Below are 17,627 nucleotides of genomic sequence, written 5' to 3' on the forward strand. Positions count from 1 at the left end.
GCTTAATTTATTTTTATTGTTCACTAACATGAACTTTTACTGTTGCTGTTACTTGTGGATGCAATTTCACAGTAACGTTTGTATAACCTAACGCGCGGATTGCATCGTCCATTTCAAATTTACGTTTATCAAGCTTAATCTTGTGTGATTTTTGCATTGCATCTACGATTTGTTTGCTTGTGATAGAACCAAATAAACGGCCACCTTCTCCAGATTTCGCCTTTAATTCTACAGTTAATTTCTCTAAAGTCTCTTTTAACTCTTTTGCATTTTCAAGCTCTGCTGCTGCATCTTTTTCTTCTTTACGCTTTTGAGCTTCTAAAGTTTTCATACTGCTATTTGTTGCTTCAGCAGCTAATCCTTGTTTTAATAAGAAGTTATTTGCATAGCCATCTGGTACGTTTTTTACTTCTCCTTTTTTACCTTTACCTTTTACGTCTTTTAGAAAAATTACTTTCATGATTGTGTGCCTCCCTGTAAATAGTCATCAATAACAAATCGAAGCTTCTCCTCAGCTTCATCTACTGTAACATTTTTCATCTGTGTGGCTGCATTCGTCAAATGCCCGCCACCGCCTAAGTTTTCCATAATTAGCTGCACATTCACTTCACCTAAAGACCTGCTGCTAATTCCAATGAGATTCTCGCCACGTTTCGCAACAACAAATGATGCAATAATCCCTGTCATTGTTAATAACGTGTCTGCCGATTGCGCAATAAGCACTTGATCGTAGTAATCATCACTATCAACTTTAGCAATCGCAATTCCATTTTTATAAATGTACGCATTTTTTATAGCTTTTGCAACCCGTAAATACTGATCCATATCTTCCTTTAAAAGTTCTTGTACAAGTACAGTATCTGCACCATGTGAGCGTAAATAAGAAGCAGCATCAAATGTACGAGCCCCTGTCCGGAATGTGAAACTTTTCGTGTCGACAATAATACCCGCTAACAATGCCGTCGCTTCTAACATTGTCATCTTTAAATTTTTAGGTTGATACTCAAGTAATTCTGTAACCAATTCTGCCGTTGAAGAAGCATATGGTTCCATGTAAACTAGCAATGGGTCTTCAATAAAATCTTCTCCACGGCGATGATGATCAATAACTACTACATTTTCAATTTTACGTAACAGTTTTTGCTCCATCACCATCGAAGGTTTATGCGTATCGACAACAACAAGTAACGAATCATCATTTGCAAATTCCATCGCTTGCTCTGGAGTAATAAAACGAGACCATAACTCCTCATTTTGTTTCACTTTGTCCATCAAACGCTTAATTCCTTTATCGGAATCATTTTCATCTAACACAATATATCCTTTACGCTCATTTAATTGAGCCACTTTTAAAATACCAATCGCAGCACCAATTGCGTCCATATCGGGAGCCCTATGCCCCATAATAATGACATTACTACTTTCTAATACTAAATCCTTTAACGCATGCGAAATGACCCTAGCGCGTACACGGGTACGTTTTTCAACCGGATTTGTCTTACCTCCATAGAACTTAACTTTACCTGTCGCTTGTTTAATAGCTACTTGGTCTCCCCCACGCCCAAGCGCAAGATCTAAACCAGATTGAGCCATTGCTCCAAGCTCTGATAAAGGTAAATCACCTGATCCGACACCCACACTTAATGTAAGTGGTATATTCCTTTTAGATGTTTCTTCACGCACCTGATCTAAAATGCTAAATTTCCCTTTCTCCATCTGCGTCAAAATACTTTCATTTAGCACAACGAAGAATCTTTCTGAAGATGCACGTTTTAAATACGCACCATACTTAAGTGCCCATTCATTTAGTCGCGATGTCACAAGACTTGTTATATTCGTACGTAATTGATCATCTAATCCTTGTGTAACTTCATCATAATTATCCAAATAGATGACAGCTAAAACAGTCCTTTGATCCTCGTACATCTTTTCGATTTCTGTTTGTTCCGTTACATCAAAGAAATAAATTAACTTTTCTTCTTTCCTTACAAAAACGCGAAACTTTCGATTATTTAAAGAGACTATATCATCAGAAGTTTCTCCTTTAATGAAAAGAAGTAATGTTTCTGATACATCGTAAAGGTGCCATCCAGCTAATGCATGCTGTCCCAGACATGAAGATAAATAAGGATTTGCCCAATCAATCCCATAATCCTTATTGTATAACAAAATACCAATCGGCATTTGGTTAAATGCTTCATTACTTACTTTCTTTACTCTTGTAATCATATCTGTCGTATGCTTTTCGAAATTCCTTTGAAAATTAAGTTCAAATCGTATAACGATAAAGAATACGATACAAAAAATGACAAAAGCAGCTATCCCCATAATTAAATGAAAATAACAGAGAATTGAAATGAGCACAAACACAAAAAATGCCAATACATAAACAGGATATAAAAACCACTGTTTCTTATCAAATTCAGGCATGTATACAACTCCTATAAAGTAAAACTAACTCACCTTCCAGTTAGTTAAACAGATTAAAATAGTATAAGGAATATTATTTTATCCCCCTATTTTAGAACGCAATGAAATCCCTAAGTCAATTATACCTAAGATTGTCACAAGAGGAAACAGCATCGGAATAAACATGCATGCAATAAAACTAATAATAGGAACCCCTTTAGTAAAACCTTTTCTATACGCTAAAAAGGCGATAAATGTCAGACCTTGCAGTACAAGTAATAGTGCAAATATGACATTTAGGTTAGAAAATACCATATGTAAATATGATGTTGGTTCTACTTTTATAAAAGTTGCTAACAAAATAAATATAACGTAATACCAAATGATACTCTTTGGTAATTGTATATCTTTAAATTTAGGCCAAGATATAACGTCATATTTTAACTTTTTCAAAACACTACCTGATATTATCACTGTAATCCAAGAAAAACATACTGAAACTAGCACAAGTATACTCGGAAGTAACGATTGTAATATATCATTCATTTGTGCAAGTAACTCTTTTTGTTCCTTACTAATCGGCATACCTGTAGCACTTACTATCTTTTCGCTTTTCGCCATACTTTCACTAAATATACTTTGCATTTGCTTCATTATATCTATGTTGAAAAACTTTATACTCGCAACATAAATAAGTACAAAACCAATTAAGTATGCAAGCGTCCCAGCTATTAAGATTTCCACTGGCTTTTTTCTTGTTTTATACATATATCCTAAAACAATCCCTATCAATCCAAACATAATTGTCTTCACTAAATTCATCGGTTGACTCACAATAATAGTAACAAAAAGTGCCGCTACAAAAACCACGAGCACATTAGATAGTTTATGTCTTATCATTAATAGTATAAATGGTAACGGCAACGCAAAAGTTACAACTGTACCCAAAATCGGAACATACATAGATATAAACAATAACATTACATATATAGTCAACAACGCGGCACCTTCAGTAATAAATCTTGCTTGTTTCACATTTTAACCTCTCTTTCAAAAAAGAAAAGCATAGCAAAATGCACAGTAGAGTCCGACTCTACTGTGCATTTCATACGCTATTATTCACCAACATATGGTAAAAGTGCCATTTGACGAGCACGTTTAATTGCAACTGTAAGTTTGCGTTGGTATTTCGCGCTTGTTCCTGTTACACGACGAGGTAAAATTTTACCACGTTCAGAAACGAAACGTTTTAATAAATCAACATCTTTATAGTCAATGCGAGTGATGCCGTTAGCTGTGAAGAAACACACCTTACGACGTTTCGCACGTCCACCTTTGCGTCCTGCCATGTCTATTTCCCTCCATTCTTTGTTAAAACTAACAAATTTACTGTATTAGAACGGTAAATCGTCGTCGGAAATGTCGATCGGTTGACCTACATTTGAAAATGGATCGTCATTCTTCGTAAATCCAGAGTTACCTTGGTTACCTGAATTACTAGATTGACCAAATGGGTTAGAGCCTTGGTTACCGAAACCAGCTCCTAATGGTTGCTGATTAAATGAACCACGTTGCTCCCCACCGCCATTACGCGGCTCTAAAAATTGCACGCTTTCCGCAAGAACTTCTGTTACGTATACACGTTTACCATCTTGTCCCTCGTAATTACGAGTTTGAAGACGTCCATCTACGCCTGCTAAGCTACCTTTTTTCAAATAATTTGCTACGTTTTCTGCTTGTTTACGCCATATTACACAATTAATAAAGTCAGCTTCACGCTCACCTTGTTGATTGGCAAATGCGCGATTCACAGCTAACGTAAAAGTAGCTACTGCAACACCATTGGGCGTGTAACGTAAGTCAGGGTCCTTAGTTAAACGACCAACGAGGATAACACGATTCATCAATCGAACCACTCTCCCTTATATATCAATTATTTTTCTTCTTCTTTAACAACGATATGACGAAGGATGTCTTCGTTGATCTTAGCTAAACGGTCGAATTCGTTAATCGCTTCTGCGTTAGATTTCACGTTTAAGATCATGTAGAAACCTTCACGTAAGTCGTTGATTTCGTAAGCTAAACGACGCTTACCCCACTCTTTCGTGTTAATGATTTCTGCACCATTGTTTGTTAAAACACCTGCAAAACGTTCAACTAAAGCTTTTTGAGCTTCTTCTTCAACGCCAGGACGAATGATGTACATAATTTCGTACTTTCTCATTACACTTTCACCTCCTTTTGGTCTAAACGGCCCGTAATGGGCAAGGAGCAATTAATTTATAGTAATTACTCACGAGTTTAGATTATATCATAGTAAGTTATATGAATCAACTCACCAATACATAAAAAACTTGGCAAACATATAATATATTTGCCAAGCTCATATCTTTATTTTTCCTAGGAAATATTAAATTAAACGTTAAAACGGAAGTGCATAACATCTCCGTCTTTTACGATATATTCTTTTCCTTCTAAACGTACTTTTCCAGCTTCTTTTGCAGCTGTCATAGAACCGTTTGTCATTAAGTCATCGTAAGAAACTGTTTCTGCACGAATAAATCCACGCTCAAAGTCTGTATGAATAACACCAGCACATTGTGGTGCCTTCATTCCTTGTTTAAATGTCCAAGCACGTACTTCTTGAACGCCAGCTGTAAAGTAAGTAGCAAGTCCTAATAGGTCATATGCTGCACGAATTAATTGATCTAAACCAGACTCTTCAATTCCTAATTCTTCAAGGAATACTTTTTTCTCTTCTTCGTCTAATTCAGCGATTTCTGATTCGATTTTTGCACATACAACGATTACTTGAGAATTTTCATTTGCTGCAAATTCTTTTACCATTTGTACGTATTTATTTTCCGAAGGATCGATAACATCGTCTTCACTTACATTCGCTACGTATAACATTTCTTTTGTTGTAAGTAAATGAAGGCCTTTAACAATCTTCATCTGCTCTTCTGTAAATTCAACAGTACGAGCTGGTTTTCCCTCTTCAAAAGCTTCTTTTAAACGAACTAAAATTTCATGCTCATATACCGCTTCTTTATCTTTTTGTCTTGCTAATTTCGCGACACGCTCGATACGCTTATCAACAGACTCTAAGTCCGCTAAAATTAGCTCTAAATTGATTGTTTCAATATCATCAATTGGATCTACTTTTCCTGAAACGTGCGTAATATTTTCGTCTTCAAAACAACGAACAACTTGGCAAATTGCATCTACTTGACGAATGTGAGATAAGAATTTATTTCCTAAACCTTCACCTTTACTAGCACCTTTTACGATACCTGCAATATCAGTAAACTCGAATACAGTCGGAACAGTCTTTTTCGGTTCTACTAGTTCCGTTAATTTATTTAAACGCTCATCTGGTACTTCTACAATCCCTACGTTTGGATCAATTGTACAGAATGGATAGTTCGCAGATTCTGCTCCTGCTTGTGTAATTGCATTAAATAAAGTGGACTTCCCTACGTTAGGTAATCCAACAATCCCAGCCGTTAATCCCATATTTTTCACTCCTATGTCTCAATCTTTCATCATTATAGATAGTAACGAAAAAAATGACAAGTTTCCGCCAAACGAAAAAAAGTAACAGTTACCTACTGTAACTGTTACTCTCCCTCTATTCTTCGTGCTTCACAAGTATTTTTTTCACCTTACGATCAAACTCTCTTCGAGGAATCATTACTGAATGGTCACACCCCTCGCACTTAATGCGGATATCCATTCCCATACGAATAATTTTCCAACGATTCTCGCCACATGGATGGGCTTTCTTCATTTCCACAACATCATACAAGTTATATTCCTTTTGCTCCACTCTCCAAACTCCTCTCCATACTAAATTGCTTTTCCACTAACTAATTCTTCACGATTATATAAAACCATACGCGGATATGGAATTTCAATTCCATGTAAATCAAGACGATTTTTAATCTCTTTACGAAGTGCCCTTGCAATAACTGCATGTTGCATCGGTTCTACTTCAGCAATAACACGTAATATAACTTCTGATGCAGCTAATGTTTGCACACCTAATAATTGAGGCGTTGTTACCATTTTTTCGTACTTTGAAGGTAATTCTACTAATAAATCTTCAATAACCTGCTCTGCTTTCGCAATATCAGCCTCATATGAAATAGATACATCAACAAACGCTACACTATTACTAACTGAGTAGTTAGTAACTTGAATAATACTTCCATTTGGTAAAGTATGAATTTCACCTGTCCAACTCTTTACTTTCGTTGTACGAAGTCCAATTTCTAAAACGACTCCTTCAAATTGACCGATTTTAACATAATCGCCAACTGAAAACTGATCTTCTAACAAAATAAATAAACCTGTAATAACGTCTTTCACTAAACTTTGAGCACCAAATCCGACTGCTAAACCAATTACCCCAGCACCCGCTAATAAACCTGATGCATTAATATCAAACACACCTAAAATCGCAATTAGCATAATGAACATAACAACGTACGCTACAATATTTTCAAGTAATTTCGCTACTGTAACTGTACGACGTTCTGAAATTTGAATTGGAGAACGACTTCCCATACGAAACGCATTTCGTACAACCGCTCTTGCAATTCGCACAACAACCGCACCAATTATTAAAATAATGCATATTTTTAATGTCGCAACTCCAATATGAGCCCAACGATCAGCATCTAATAAATACTGTTTCATAGAATTAAACCACTTCGCTAATAAATCCATGTACCTCTACCTCTCTAGCTAAAATTTCTTTTTAGTTACCCTTATTATTGTATCAGAAGTCCCCTAATTGCTGAAAAAATTTTATGATTTTAATCCTATTTTATCCCCGATATCCAGGTATAAAATGGAACGAATATATATATACTAGTACTATTATTTCCGTTTTCATTCACATTTTGCAAAAATTACGCAATTATAACTTTCCATTTTCCTCACCATATAACATATATTGAAAATTTATTAAAAGGATGGGTGCTTCATGAATATTGGAAGTTTTCGCTTACCATTTTTTGAGAAAGAAACTCAAAACGTTATGCACCAAGATCTAGAAGCCTCTGAGATAATCAGTAATTTCTTACTTACCCATATTCCTATTAAAACTAATATACCAATCATTCTCGTTTGTATCGGAACAGATCGCTCTACAGGTGATGCACTCGGCCCGTTAGTTGGTACAAAACTTGAACAAATAGACATCCAAAACCTCCAAGTATTCGGTACACTAGATGAGCCAGTACATGCGCTAAATTTAGAAGAGAAAATTCATAATATACAGAAAGAAAATCCTACTGCATTTATAATTGCTGTTGATGCATGTTTAGGAAAGTCCCAAAATATCGGATCAATCACTACTGGAAAGGGGCCTAGTAAACCTGGAGCTGCTATGAATAAGAAATTACCTGCAGTTGGTGATTTGCACATACACGGTATCGTCAATCTAAATGGGTTTATGGAGTTTTTCGTTCTTCAAAATACAAGATTAAGTTTAGTCATGAAAATGGCTGATGTAATCGCACAAAGTATAAAAGAGACGGATCAAAAATTATCCGCATTAAAAAAAGCAAACCATCTATAAATAATAAGATGGTTTGCTTTTTAATTTTTCTGTGCTAATAGTTCTAAAATACGATTTAAATCTTCTTTATTAAAAAATTCAATTTCAATTTTACCTTTTTCTTTTTTCGTCTCTTTAATTTTCACATCTGTGCCAAACTTTTCTCTTAAGAACGTTTCACGTTCTACGAAAAATATATTTCGCTCTTTTTTCACTTTTTTTGTTTCACGTGAAACGTGTTGATTAATCTCTTGGACAATTTTCTCTAATTGACGAACATTTAATCCTTCTTTTTCAATGCGTTTCAATAAGGACTTCAATTGTTCTTCATCTTTTATCGTAAGTAAAGTTCTCCCATGAGCCATTGAAAGTTGACCATTTGCAATCATATCTTGTACGAAAGAAGGTAGGCTTAATAACCTAGTATAATTTGCAATGTAAGGTCTGCTTTTACCAAGACGTTTCGCTAATTGTTCTTGCGTTACATTTAGCTCATTCATTAACATCTGGTATGCCATTGCCTCTTCCATAGGATTTAAATCTTCTCGTTGTAAGTTTTCTAACAAAGCAAATTCCATCATTTGCTGTTCAGTTAATTGTCTGACAACGGCAGGTACTTTTTCTAAACCAGCCTCTTTTGCAGCACGAAATCGTCTTTCACCTGCAACAATTTCATATCCTTTAATACTCTTCCTAGCAATTAATGGTTGTAAAATACCGTGTTCCTTAATCGAAATTGCTAATTCCTGAATCGCCTCTTTATTAAAGTGTTTACGCGGTTGATATGGATTCGGCCTTAATTCAGTTACAAGAATCTCCTGAATTGTTTCCTCTTCTTTCACATCTAAATCAGGAAAAAACACATTAATTCCTCTTCCTAATCCTTTAGCCACCTGCAATCACTTCCTCTGCTAAATCTATATATACTTCTGCTCCTCTTGATTTAGCGTCATACTGCATAATAGGTTTCCCATGACTTGGAGCCTCGCTCAAGCGTACATTACGCGGAATAATCGAGCGATATACTTTATCCCTAAAATACTTTTTCACTTCATCTATAACTTGGATTCCTAAATTTGTACGGGCATCCAACATTGTTAACAATACACCTTGAATTGCTAAATTTTTATTTAAATGTTTTTGTACAAGTCGAACTGTATTTAATAGCTGACTTAACCCTTCTAGTGCGTAATATTCACACTGTACAGGAATAATAACAGAATCTGCTGCTGTTAATGCATTAATCGTTAATAACCCTAAAGATGGGGGACAGTCGATAATAATATAGTCATATTCATCACGAACTGGCTGTAATGCTCTTTGCAAACGTACTTCCCGGGAAATAGTCGGTACCAATTCAATTTCAGCACCAGCTAATTGAATTGTAGCGGGTAGAACATCTAAGTTTTCAGTTGCGGTTTTCTGTATAACCCCTTGAACATCTGCATCTTCCACAAGAACGTTGTAAATACATTGATCTAATTCAGATTTTTCAATTCCCACACCAGTCGTTGCATTTCCTTGAGCATCAATATCTACAAGAAGGACTTTTTTACCTACTTGTGCCAATCCAGCCCCTAAATTAACAGATGTTGTTGTTTTTCCAACACCGCCTTTTTGATTAGCAATAGCAATGATTTTTCCCATGATGTCACCTACTTTCAACCTTTCTATCTTATTCTAGTAACAATTACGTTTATTGTAACATGAAATAAAACTTTTTCTTTTACGTCCTTTATTAAACTTCAAAATTTATTTCTAAACTCCTTCTTCATTTAACAAGAAAATATAGTAAAAGAGACCTCTCCAATAGGATAAGGTCTCTAGCACGTCATTATTATTTTTTCTTTGGAATTTTAATTGTAATTTGATAGTACTCATCAAATTCTTCTTCCTCAGAATTAACATTCAAACCACTTTCAGTAACCATTTGTAAAGATTGTCTAATTGTATTCATAGCAATCCTCGTATCTCGACTTACTGCTTTTTGCTTTGCCTTACGCTTCGGTTTCGCTTCCTCTAGTAGCTTCGCAATTCGTTCTTCTGTTTGCTTTACATTTAGTTGTTTCTCCACAATTTCCTGTAAAACCTTCAGTTGTAATTCCTCATTTTTTAAAGGAATGAGAGCGCGGGCGTGACGTTCTGTAATGCTTTTTTCTAATAATGCACTTTTTATTTCTTCAGGCAACTTTAACAATCGCAACTTATTTGCGATTGTAGATTGTCCTTTTCCAAGTCGTTGTGCCAATGCTTCTTGTGTTAAATTATGTAACTCAATCAGCTTTTGATATGCCACAGCTTCCTCGATTGCCGTTAGTTCCTCACGTTGCAAGTTTTCAATTAAAGCTACAGAAGCTGTCTCTGTATCATTTAAGTTCTTTATAATTGCAGGAACCTTTTCCCAACCTAACTTTGTTGCTGCGCGAAAACGTCTTTCTCCAGCAATAATCTCGTACTTATCATCCTCATATTGCCTTACAACAATCGGCTGAATAAGTCCATGTGTACGAATTGTTAATGCTAGCTCATCAATACGCGCATCATCAAAAACTGTTCTTGGTTGATAACGGTTAGGGGTAATATTTACTATCGGAATTTCTTGTATTTCTTCATATACCTTTTTATCTATCTCTTCATGGCTTTCGTCTTGTAATTCGAATTCGCTCTCTTTATCTCCAAAGCCAAATAAACGAGAAAACGTATTTTTCATACATATTCCACCACCTTTTAGGCCTATTGACTATTCTCCATAAAATGTTTCCTATGAAACATTTACGTTTTCATTTATATAATTTAATCTTACGTCTAATAAGATTTATTTTTCAATAGGTAATTTATTGGGTGTTCCCGGTTTGCGTGGATATTTCTTTGGTGTCTTGCGCTTTTTCTCGATTAATAAAATATTACGTTCACTCTCTTCAAACGGTAATTGGAACGTAGACATCTCTTTTAACTCTCCGCCTAGCACCTCTAAAGCATACTTACCATTTTCAATTTCTTCGTTTGCTGCTGCACCTTTCATTGCAATGAATGTTCCTCCAACTTTTACAAGCGGTAAACATAGCTCACTTAATACAGAAAGACGCGCAACTGCACGTGCCATTACAATATCGTATGATTCACGTACACCTTCTTTTTTCCCAAATGTTTCAGCACGATCATGACAAAATGCAACATCACTTAATTCTAACTTTTGTGCTAAGTGATTTAAGAAATTAATACGTTTTTGCAACGAATCTACAATTGTTATTTTTAAATGCGGGAAACAAATTTTTAAAGGAATACTTGGGAATCCAGCACCTGCACCAACATCGCAAATTGAGAATGGTTTTGAAAAATCATAATAAAAAGCAGCTGTAATGGAATCAAAAAAGTGTTTTAAATATACTTCTTCTTTTTCTGTAATAGCCGTTAAGTTCATTTTTTCATTCCACTCTACTAATGTTTCAAAGTAGATTTTGAACTGCTCTAACTGTCTAGAAGAGAGGGTGATTCCCTTCTCTTCTAGCATAGATTGAAATTGTTCTATGTTCATCTAGCAATATCTCCTTACTATTTATTGGTTCGATACGCGTGCAATTTTTCCTTGTTCTATATACACAAGTAAAATGGAAATATCCGCTGGATTTACGCCAGAAATACGTGAAGCCTGCCCCATTGAAAGTGGACGAACATCTTTCAATTTCTGTCTAGCTTCTGAAGCAATGCTAGAAATCGCATCATAATCAATATCTACAGGGATTTTTTTATTCTCCATTTTCTTCATACGCTCTACTTGCTGTAAAGATTTTTCAATATATCCTTCATACTTAATCTGAATTTCAACTTGTTCTTTAACTTCATCACTTAATTCTACTTCACTTGGTACTAAAAGATGAATATGCTCATATGTCATCTCTGGACGACGTAATAAGTCACTTGCACGTATTCCATCTTTCAATTCACTTCCGCCAATATTGCGAATTAATTCTTGAACTTCAGGACGTGGTTTAATAATAATGCTGCTTAAACGTTCCTTTTCCTGTTCAATTTGTAATTTTTTATTTGTAAATCGCTCATAGCGCTCTTCTTTAATTAATCCAATTTTACGACCAACTTCAGTTAAACGAAGATCAGCATTATCGTGGCGTAATAATAGACGGTATTCTGCACGAGACGTTAATAAACGATATGGTTCATTTGTACCTTTCGTTACAAGATCATCAATTAAGACACCAATATAAGCATCCTCGCGACCTAAAACAACTTCTTCTTTACCTAAAGAGCGGCATGCTGCATTAATTCCAGCCATAAGCCCTTGTCCGGCCGCCTCTTCGTAACCAGAAGTTCCATTAATTTGTCCTGCTGTATATAAATTTTTAATCTTTTTCGTTTCAAGTGTTGGCCATAGTTGTGTTGGCACAATTGCATCATATTCAATTGCATAACCTGTACGCATCATTTCAACATTTTCTAGGCCTGGAATTGTTCTAAGCATGTCACGTTGTACATCTTCTGGTAAGCTTGTGGATAAACCTTGTACATATACTTCTTGTGTATTACGCCCTTCTGGCTCTAAGAAAATTTGATGACGCGGTTTATCATTAAATCTTACTACTTTGTCTTCAATAGAAGGACAGTATCTAGGACCTGTTCCTTTAATCATACCAGAATACATAGCTGAACGATGTAAATTTTCATCTATTAAACGGTGTGTTTCTGTACTTGTATATGTCAACCAACATGGAATTTGATCCATAATAAATTTCGTTGTTTCAAAAGAGAACGCACGTGGCTTATCATCACCTGGTTGAATTTCTGTTTTACTGTAGTCAATTGTATTACTGTTTACACGAGGAGGTGTCCCTGTTTTAAATCTTACAAGATCAAATCCAAGCTCCTCTAAATGCTCAGATAATGTAATAGACGGTTGCTGGTTATTTGGACCGCTTGAATATTTTAAGTCGCCCATGATAATCTCGCCACGTAAAAATGTTCCAGTTGTAATTACAACTGTTTTTGCTGTATATTCTGCACCAGCTTGTGTAACTACCCCTTTACATACACCTTCTTCAACAATTAAACGCTCTACCATTCCTTGGAACAACGTTAAGTTTGGTGTTTCTTCAATTGTTTTCTTTAATTCATGTTGGTAAGAGAATTTATCAGCTTGCGCTCGAAGTGCACGTACGGCTGGTCCCTTACCTGTATTTAGCATACGCATTTGAATATGAGTTTTATCAATATTACGTCCCATTTCTCCGCCTAATGCATCAATTTCACGAACAACAATCCCTTTTGCTGGTCCACCAACAGAAGGGTTACATGGCATGAATGCTACCATATCCAAGTTAATTGTTAACATTAATGTTTTTGAGCCCATTCGTGCTGCCGCAAGACCAGCTTCACATCCTGCATGACCTGCACCGATTACTATGACATCGTATGAACCGGCATTGTATCCCATTGTTTATTCCTCCTAATAATCTCTATCTTTCTACAACTTCACTATATTATTTTCCTAAACAAAATTGAGAGAACAACTGGTCAATTAAGCTTTCATGCACTGTGTCCCCAGTAATTTCACCAAGTATTTCCCACGTTCTTGTTAAATCAATTTGTACCATATCAATTGGTACACCATTTTCAATCGCCTCAACTGCATCACCGATTGTTTTTCCTGCTTGTGTTAATAATCCAATATGTCTCGCATTAGAAACATATGTCATATCTGCAGAATCGATTGTTCCTTCAAAGAATAAATCAGCTATTGCCTTTTCGAGTTCATCTATTCCTTGTTCTTCAATTAAGGATGTTGTAATAACACGATTTCCCGCGGCTAACTCTGTAACACGTTCCATATCAATCGCTTGCGGTAAATCAGTCTTATTCACAATAACAATAAAGTCTTTTCCTTGTACCGCACGGAATAGATCTTCATCCTCATTTGTTAAAGCCTCGCTATAGTTGACAACAACTAATACTAAATCCGCTTGGCTCATCATTTCTTTTGAACGTTCCACACCAATTCGTTCAACAACATCTTCTGTCTCCCGAATACCGGCTGTATCTATAAGTTTAAGAGGTACACCACGCACGTTAACGTACTCTTCAATAACATCACGAGTTGTTCCTGCAATATCAGTTACAATTGCCTTTTTCTCCTGAACAAGACTATTTAATAACGATGATTTCCCAACGTTAGGTCTACCGATAATTGCTGTAGCAATACCCTCACGTAAAATTTTCCCTTGTTTTGATGTTTCTAATATTTTTTCGATTTCCGAACGAACATGCGTCGCTTTCTCAATTAAAATATTATGTGTCATCTCTTCTACATCATCGTATTCTGGATAATCTATATTTACCTCAACATGAGCTAATGTTTCTAATATTTCTTGACGCAAAAGACCAATTAATTTAGATAATCGCCCTTCCATTTGATTAATTGCTACATTCATCGCACGATCTGTTTTTGCTCGAATCAAATCCATAACAGCTTCTGCTTGTGATAAATCGATACGTCCATTTAAAAAAGCACGTTTTGTAAATTCGCCCGGTTCTGCCAATCGTACTCCTTGTGCTAGAATAAGTTGCAATACTTTATTTACTGAAACAAGTCCACCGTGACAGTTAATTTCCACTATATTTTCACGTGTAAAAGTCCTTGGTGCGCGCATAATAGACACCATAACTTCTTCAATAACTTGATTTGTATCTAAATCAACAATATGACCATAATGAATAGTGTGAGAAGGAACCTCTGTTAAATCCTTCCCCTTAAAAATACGATTAACTTTCTCAACCGCATCATCCCCACTTACTCGAACAATGGCAATTGCACCCTCTCCAAGCGCTGTGGAAATCGCAGCAATTGTATCAAATTCCATGTCCTTTCACCTCACTTGCTTATTTATCTCTATTTCAACATGATTATTTCTTTCACTAAATTATTAGGATACCATAACGAACCTATCTACAAAAGAAGAATAACTCATTTTATTATATCCCCATGTAAAAAACACTAAACTTATTCACAGTGGATAAGTTTAGTGTTTTTTAGTTATCCACATCTATTTTTCGCTCAAAAAAACCGGCACTCATTTGAGCAACCGGTCATTTAGGAGATATTACAACATGCCGATGTGGTTCATTTCCTTCAGAAGTTGTATTGATACCTTGATGATTTGATAATGCCTGATGAATAATTTTTCGTTCAAAAGATGGCATCGGTTCTAAAATAACTCTTTTTTTCGTATTAAATACTTGTTTCGCTAATCGATAAGAAAGTGATTCTAACGTACTTTTTCTTTTACTACGATAATTTTCAGCATCTAGTGTAATACCGATATACTGCTTCGTGTTACGATTCGCGACAAGTTTTGTTAAATACTGTAAAGAGTTCAATGTATTACCTCTTTTCCCAATTAAAACACCTACATTATCACCAGAAATTGTAAATTCAATTTCGCGTCCTTTTACAATTTTACTAATCTCAACTTCCACACCCATATCGTGAATAACATTTCTTAAATATTCTTCACATTCTTGAATTGGATCTTTCTTCAATACAACTTCTACTACTGCAGGACGATTCCCAAATAAACCTAAGAATCCTCTTTTACCCTCATCGACAATATTTATATCTACTCGATCTTTTGATGTATTTAATTGCCTTAAAGCATCCTCTACTGCCAGCTCGACTGTTTGTCCTTTAGCAGTAATTACACTCACTTGCTTGAGCCTCCAGCTTTGCTAGCCTTAATTTCTGGCCCTTTGATAAAGTACATTTGAGCAATACCAAAGATATTACCAACAACCCAGTAAAGTGATAATGCGGCTGGGAAGTTAATTGCAAAGATTAAAATCATAATCGGCATAAGCCAAAGCATCATTGCCATTTGCGGATTTTGACCAGCTGTTCCTGCCATTGCAAGCTTTTGCTGAATAAATGTCGTAATTGCTGCAACGACCGGTAAGATATAGAACGGGTCTGCATGTCCTAAATCGAACCATAAGAAACTATGTTGTTTAATTTCAGCTGTTCTCATAATTGCATGATAAAAAGCGAACAGAATTGGCATTTGAATAAAGATTGGTAAACAACCAGCTAATGGATTTACACCATTTTTTTGATATAACTGCATCATTTCTTGCTGCAGTTTTTGCTGTGTCGCTTGATCTTTAGAGCTATATTTCTCTTTTAACTTCACCATTTCCGGTTGTAACGCTTGCATCGCTTTCGTACTCTTCGTTTGTTTAATCATTAGTGGTAATAACGCAAAACGAATGATAAGAGTTGTAATAACAATTGCTAAACCATAATTACTGTTAAATAAGTCGGCAAAATACGTGATTAACTGAGAAAGCGGATATACGAAATATTCATTCCAAATCCCAGTACTTTTCGATGTAATCGGCTGACCCGTTTCACTACAACCGGTGGCAATCGCCATTAATGCAACGACCATGGCTAGTAAACCTAATTTCTTTTTCAAAGCCTACTCCTCCTTGTATCGGTATGTATATAGTGTAATTCATTTCCTTACGCTACTTTTTTATTCTTTTCATACCAGAGCGTTTAAAGACATGAATTAAGCTTTTCTTTACTTCTTCATATGTCATCTCTGCACAAGGCTTCCTTGCTATTATAACAAAATCTTTTCCAGAAGCTATCTCATCTTTTAACTCTGTAATAGCCTGACGGACCATGCGCTTAATTCGATTACGAACTACTGCATTTCCTATTTTCTTGCTAACAGAAAGGCCGATGCGAAAGTTTGGCTGTTCTTCTTTATCTAATTGGTATACAACAAACTGACGATTCGCATTTGATTTTCCTTTTTGAAAAACCGCCTGGAATTCATCATTCTTCTTTATACGATGTTTTTTCTTCATATCAATTGACACTCCTGTATTTCATCAGCGGAAATTCACTATTATTAGAAAAAAAGACCACTGAACGATCAGTGGTCTACGCAGATAATACTTTTCTTCCTTTACGACGACGAGCTGCTAGCACTTTACGTCCGTTCGCTGTGCTCATACGGCTGCGGAAACCATGTACTTTGCTGCGCTTACGTTTATTTGGTTGGTAAGTTCTTTTCATTATATGACACCTCCCTGAGGAATATCTGTTAAAGACAGTCCTATAAATTATAGTTAATCAACTAGGAAAATGTCAATGGTTCTAGAAATTTTCATCAAATATTCATTTTGAACCTATTCACATACTTTTTCACAGCATCTATATTTCCTTGTGGATAAATGTTTTTTTACGTTTTTTATATCCACAAACTTTTTTCGCACTTTTACACAGTATATCGTGTTGTGGACAAGTTTATTCCACAAGGTATTGATTTTGTGGATAACTTTCTTAAATTCATTGCTATAGCCACTTTTTTTTGATATTATAGTTGTGTTTTCACTTTGAATAAGTTTTCCACACCTTTATCTTATCCACAATTTGTGTATAACATGTGGACAGTTTTAATCACATGTGGGTAAATAGTTGTCCACATTTGCTTTTTTTGTCGAAAACCCTATCTCATATACAAACGACGTTTTTAGGTTTTAAAATACGTTTCGTATAAATATACATTTTATATTTATTGGGTTGTACATTTGTTGCGCAACCTTATTCTTTTACCATCTTAGTAAAGGAGGGACACCT

20 protein-coding genes are annotated in these 17,627 nt (G+C 35.5%); 1 reads left to right on the forward strand and 19 read right to left on the reverse strand.

Features of this window, described 5'->3' with window-relative positions:
* Positions 1-13: 13 nt before the first annotated feature.
* The 9 genes from rplI to NST86_RS28065 all read right to left on the reverse strand — a co-directional run bounded on the left by rplI (position 14) and on the right by NST86_RS28065 (position 7,140).
* Entirely contained in the window at positions 14-460 is a 447-nt protein-coding gene (gene rplI / locus NST86_RS28025; RefSeq protein WP_000864228.1) for a 50S ribosomal protein L9, read from the reverse strand.
* Positions 457-2,430 carry a DHH family phosphoesterase gene (locus tag NST86_RS28030; protein ID WP_086391482.1) on the reverse strand — a complete coding sequence of 658 codons (1,974 nt, stop codon included), beginning with the start codon at positions 2,428-2,430 and terminating at the stop codon, positions 457-459. The genes rplI and NST86_RS28030 overlap by 4 nt, the downstream gene beginning before the upstream one ends.
* Before the next feature lie 78 nt (positions 2,431-2,508).
* Positions 2,509-3,444 (reverse strand): YybS family protein, encoded by a 936-nt coding sequence (locus NST86_RS28035; protein WP_016118982.1) that lies wholly within the window; start codon positions 3,442-3,444, stop codon positions 2,509-2,511.
* An 80-nt stretch (positions 3,445-3,524) separates the two neighbouring features.
* Positions 3,525-3,758: a 30S ribosomal protein S18 gene (gene rpsR / locus NST86_RS28040; RefSeq protein ID WP_000918873.1), complete on the reverse strand. Its 234-nt coding sequence runs from the start codon at positions 3,756-3,758 to the stop codon at positions 3,525-3,527.
* Between the two features lie 45 nt (positions 3,759-3,803).
* Positions 3,804-4,316, reverse strand: coding sequence for a single-stranded DNA-binding protein (gene ssb, locus NST86_RS28045; RefSeq protein WP_227593476.1), 513 nt, complete (start codon positions 4,314-4,316; stop codon positions 3,804-3,806).
* A 26-nt stretch (positions 4,317-4,342) separates the two neighbouring features.
* Positions 4,343-4,633 carry a 30S ribosomal protein S6 gene (rpsF, locus tag NST86_RS28050; protein ID WP_001233778.1) on the reverse strand — a complete coding sequence of 97 codons (291 nt, stop codon included), beginning with the start codon at positions 4,631-4,633 and terminating at the stop codon, positions 4,343-4,345.
* A 191-nt stretch (positions 4,634-4,824) separates the two neighbouring features.
* Positions 4,825-5,925, reverse strand: a complete 1,101-nt coding sequence (gene ychF, locus NST86_RS28055) for a redox-regulated ATPase YchF (RefSeq protein ID WP_000524667.1) — start codon at positions 5,923-5,925, stop codon at positions 4,825-4,827.
* Positions 5,926-6,040: 115 nt separating this feature from the next.
* Positions 6,041-6,238, reverse strand: coding sequence for a DUF951 domain-containing protein (locus NST86_RS28060; RefSeq protein ID WP_000435485.1), 198 nt, complete (start codon positions 6,236-6,238; stop codon positions 6,041-6,043).
* A 20-nt stretch (positions 6,239-6,258) separates the two neighbouring features.
* Positions 6,259-7,140 (reverse strand): mechanosensitive ion channel family protein, encoded by an 882-nt coding sequence (locus tag NST86_RS28065; protein WP_000364809.1) that lies wholly within the window; start codon positions 7,138-7,140, stop codon positions 6,259-6,261.
* Positions 7,141-7,399: 259 nt separating this feature from the next.
* On the opposite strand from NST86_RS28065, the gene yyaC reads away from it, so the two are divergent.
* Complete coding sequence (gene yyaC, locus NST86_RS28070; protein ID WP_001020707.1) at positions 7,400-7,996, forward strand: spore protease YyaC; 597 nt, start codon at positions 7,400-7,402, stop codon at positions 7,994-7,996.
* 20 nt (positions 7,997-8,016) lie between these two features.
* Here the strand turns inward: yyaC and spo0J are convergent, their stop codons facing one another.
* The 10 genes from spo0J to rpmH form a co-directional block, all read right to left on the reverse strand.
* Complete coding sequence (gene spo0J / locus NST86_RS28075) at positions 8,017-8,868, reverse strand: stage 0 sporulation protein Spo0J (protein ID WP_001051832.1); 852 nt, start codon at positions 8,866-8,868, stop codon at positions 8,017-8,019.
* Positions 8,861-9,622 (reverse strand): sporulation initiation inhibitor protein Soj, encoded by a 762-nt coding sequence (gene soj / locus NST86_RS28080; RefSeq protein WP_000516114.1) that lies wholly within the window; start codon positions 9,620-9,622, stop codon positions 8,861-8,863. The genes spo0J and soj overlap by 8 nt, the downstream gene beginning before the upstream one ends.
* A gap of 190 nt (positions 9,623-9,812) precedes the next feature.
* Positions 9,813-10,685, reverse strand: coding sequence for a nucleoid occlusion protein (gene noc, locus NST86_RS28085; RefSeq protein WP_000799016.1), 873 nt, complete (start codon positions 10,683-10,685; stop codon positions 9,813-9,815).
* A gap of 105 nt (positions 10,686-10,790) precedes the next feature.
* Positions 10,791-11,510 (reverse strand): 16S rRNA (guanine(527)-N(7))-methyltransferase RsmG, encoded by a 720-nt coding sequence (rsmG, locus tag NST86_RS28090; RefSeq protein WP_001019625.1) that lies wholly within the window; start codon positions 11,508-11,510, stop codon positions 10,791-10,793.
* Between the two features lie 21 nt (positions 11,511-11,531).
* A complete protein-coding gene (gene mnmG, locus NST86_RS28095; RefSeq protein WP_000541055.1) occupies positions 11,532-13,421 on the reverse strand; it encodes a tRNA uridine-5-carboxymethylaminomethyl(34) synthesis enzyme MnmG in 1,890 nt (629 codons plus the stop codon).
* Positions 13,422-13,467: 46 nt separating this feature from the next.
* Entirely contained in the window at positions 13,468-14,844 is a 1,377-nt protein-coding gene (gene mnmE, locus NST86_RS28100; RefSeq protein WP_000393769.1) for a tRNA uridine-5-carboxymethylaminomethyl(34) synthesis GTPase MnmE, read from the reverse strand.
* A gap of 226 nt (positions 14,845-15,070) precedes the next feature.
* Positions 15,071-15,688, reverse strand: a complete 618-nt coding sequence (gene jag, locus NST86_RS28105) for an RNA-binding cell elongation regulator Jag/EloR (protein WP_000111516.1) — start codon at positions 15,686-15,688, stop codon at positions 15,071-15,073.
* A complete protein-coding gene (gene spoIIIJ / locus NST86_RS28110; protein ID WP_000727737.1) occupies positions 15,685-16,452 on the reverse strand; it encodes a YidC family membrane integrase SpoIIIJ in 768 nt (255 codons plus the stop codon). Before spoIIIJ ends, jag begins: the two co-directional genes overlap by 4 nt.
* A gap of 52 nt (positions 16,453-16,504) precedes the next feature.
* On the reverse strand, positions 16,505-16,852 hold the full coding sequence (gene rnpA, locus NST86_RS28115) for a ribonuclease P protein component (RefSeq protein WP_000726619.1): 348 nt from the start codon (positions 16,850-16,852) through the stop codon (positions 16,505-16,507).
* Positions 16,853-16,928: 76 nt separating this feature from the next.
* Entirely contained in the window at positions 16,929-17,063 is a 135-nt protein-coding gene (gene rpmH / locus NST86_RS28120; RefSeq protein ID WP_000831901.1) for a 50S ribosomal protein L34, read from the reverse strand.
* Between the last annotated feature and the right edge of the window lie 564 nt (positions 17,064-17,627).

Source organism: Bacillus sp. FSL L8-0199, assembly GCF_038005705.1.
In the GTDB taxonomy this organism is placed as follows: Bacteria; Bacillota; Bacilli; order Bacillales; family Bacillaceae_G; genus Bacillus_A; species Bacillus_A cereus.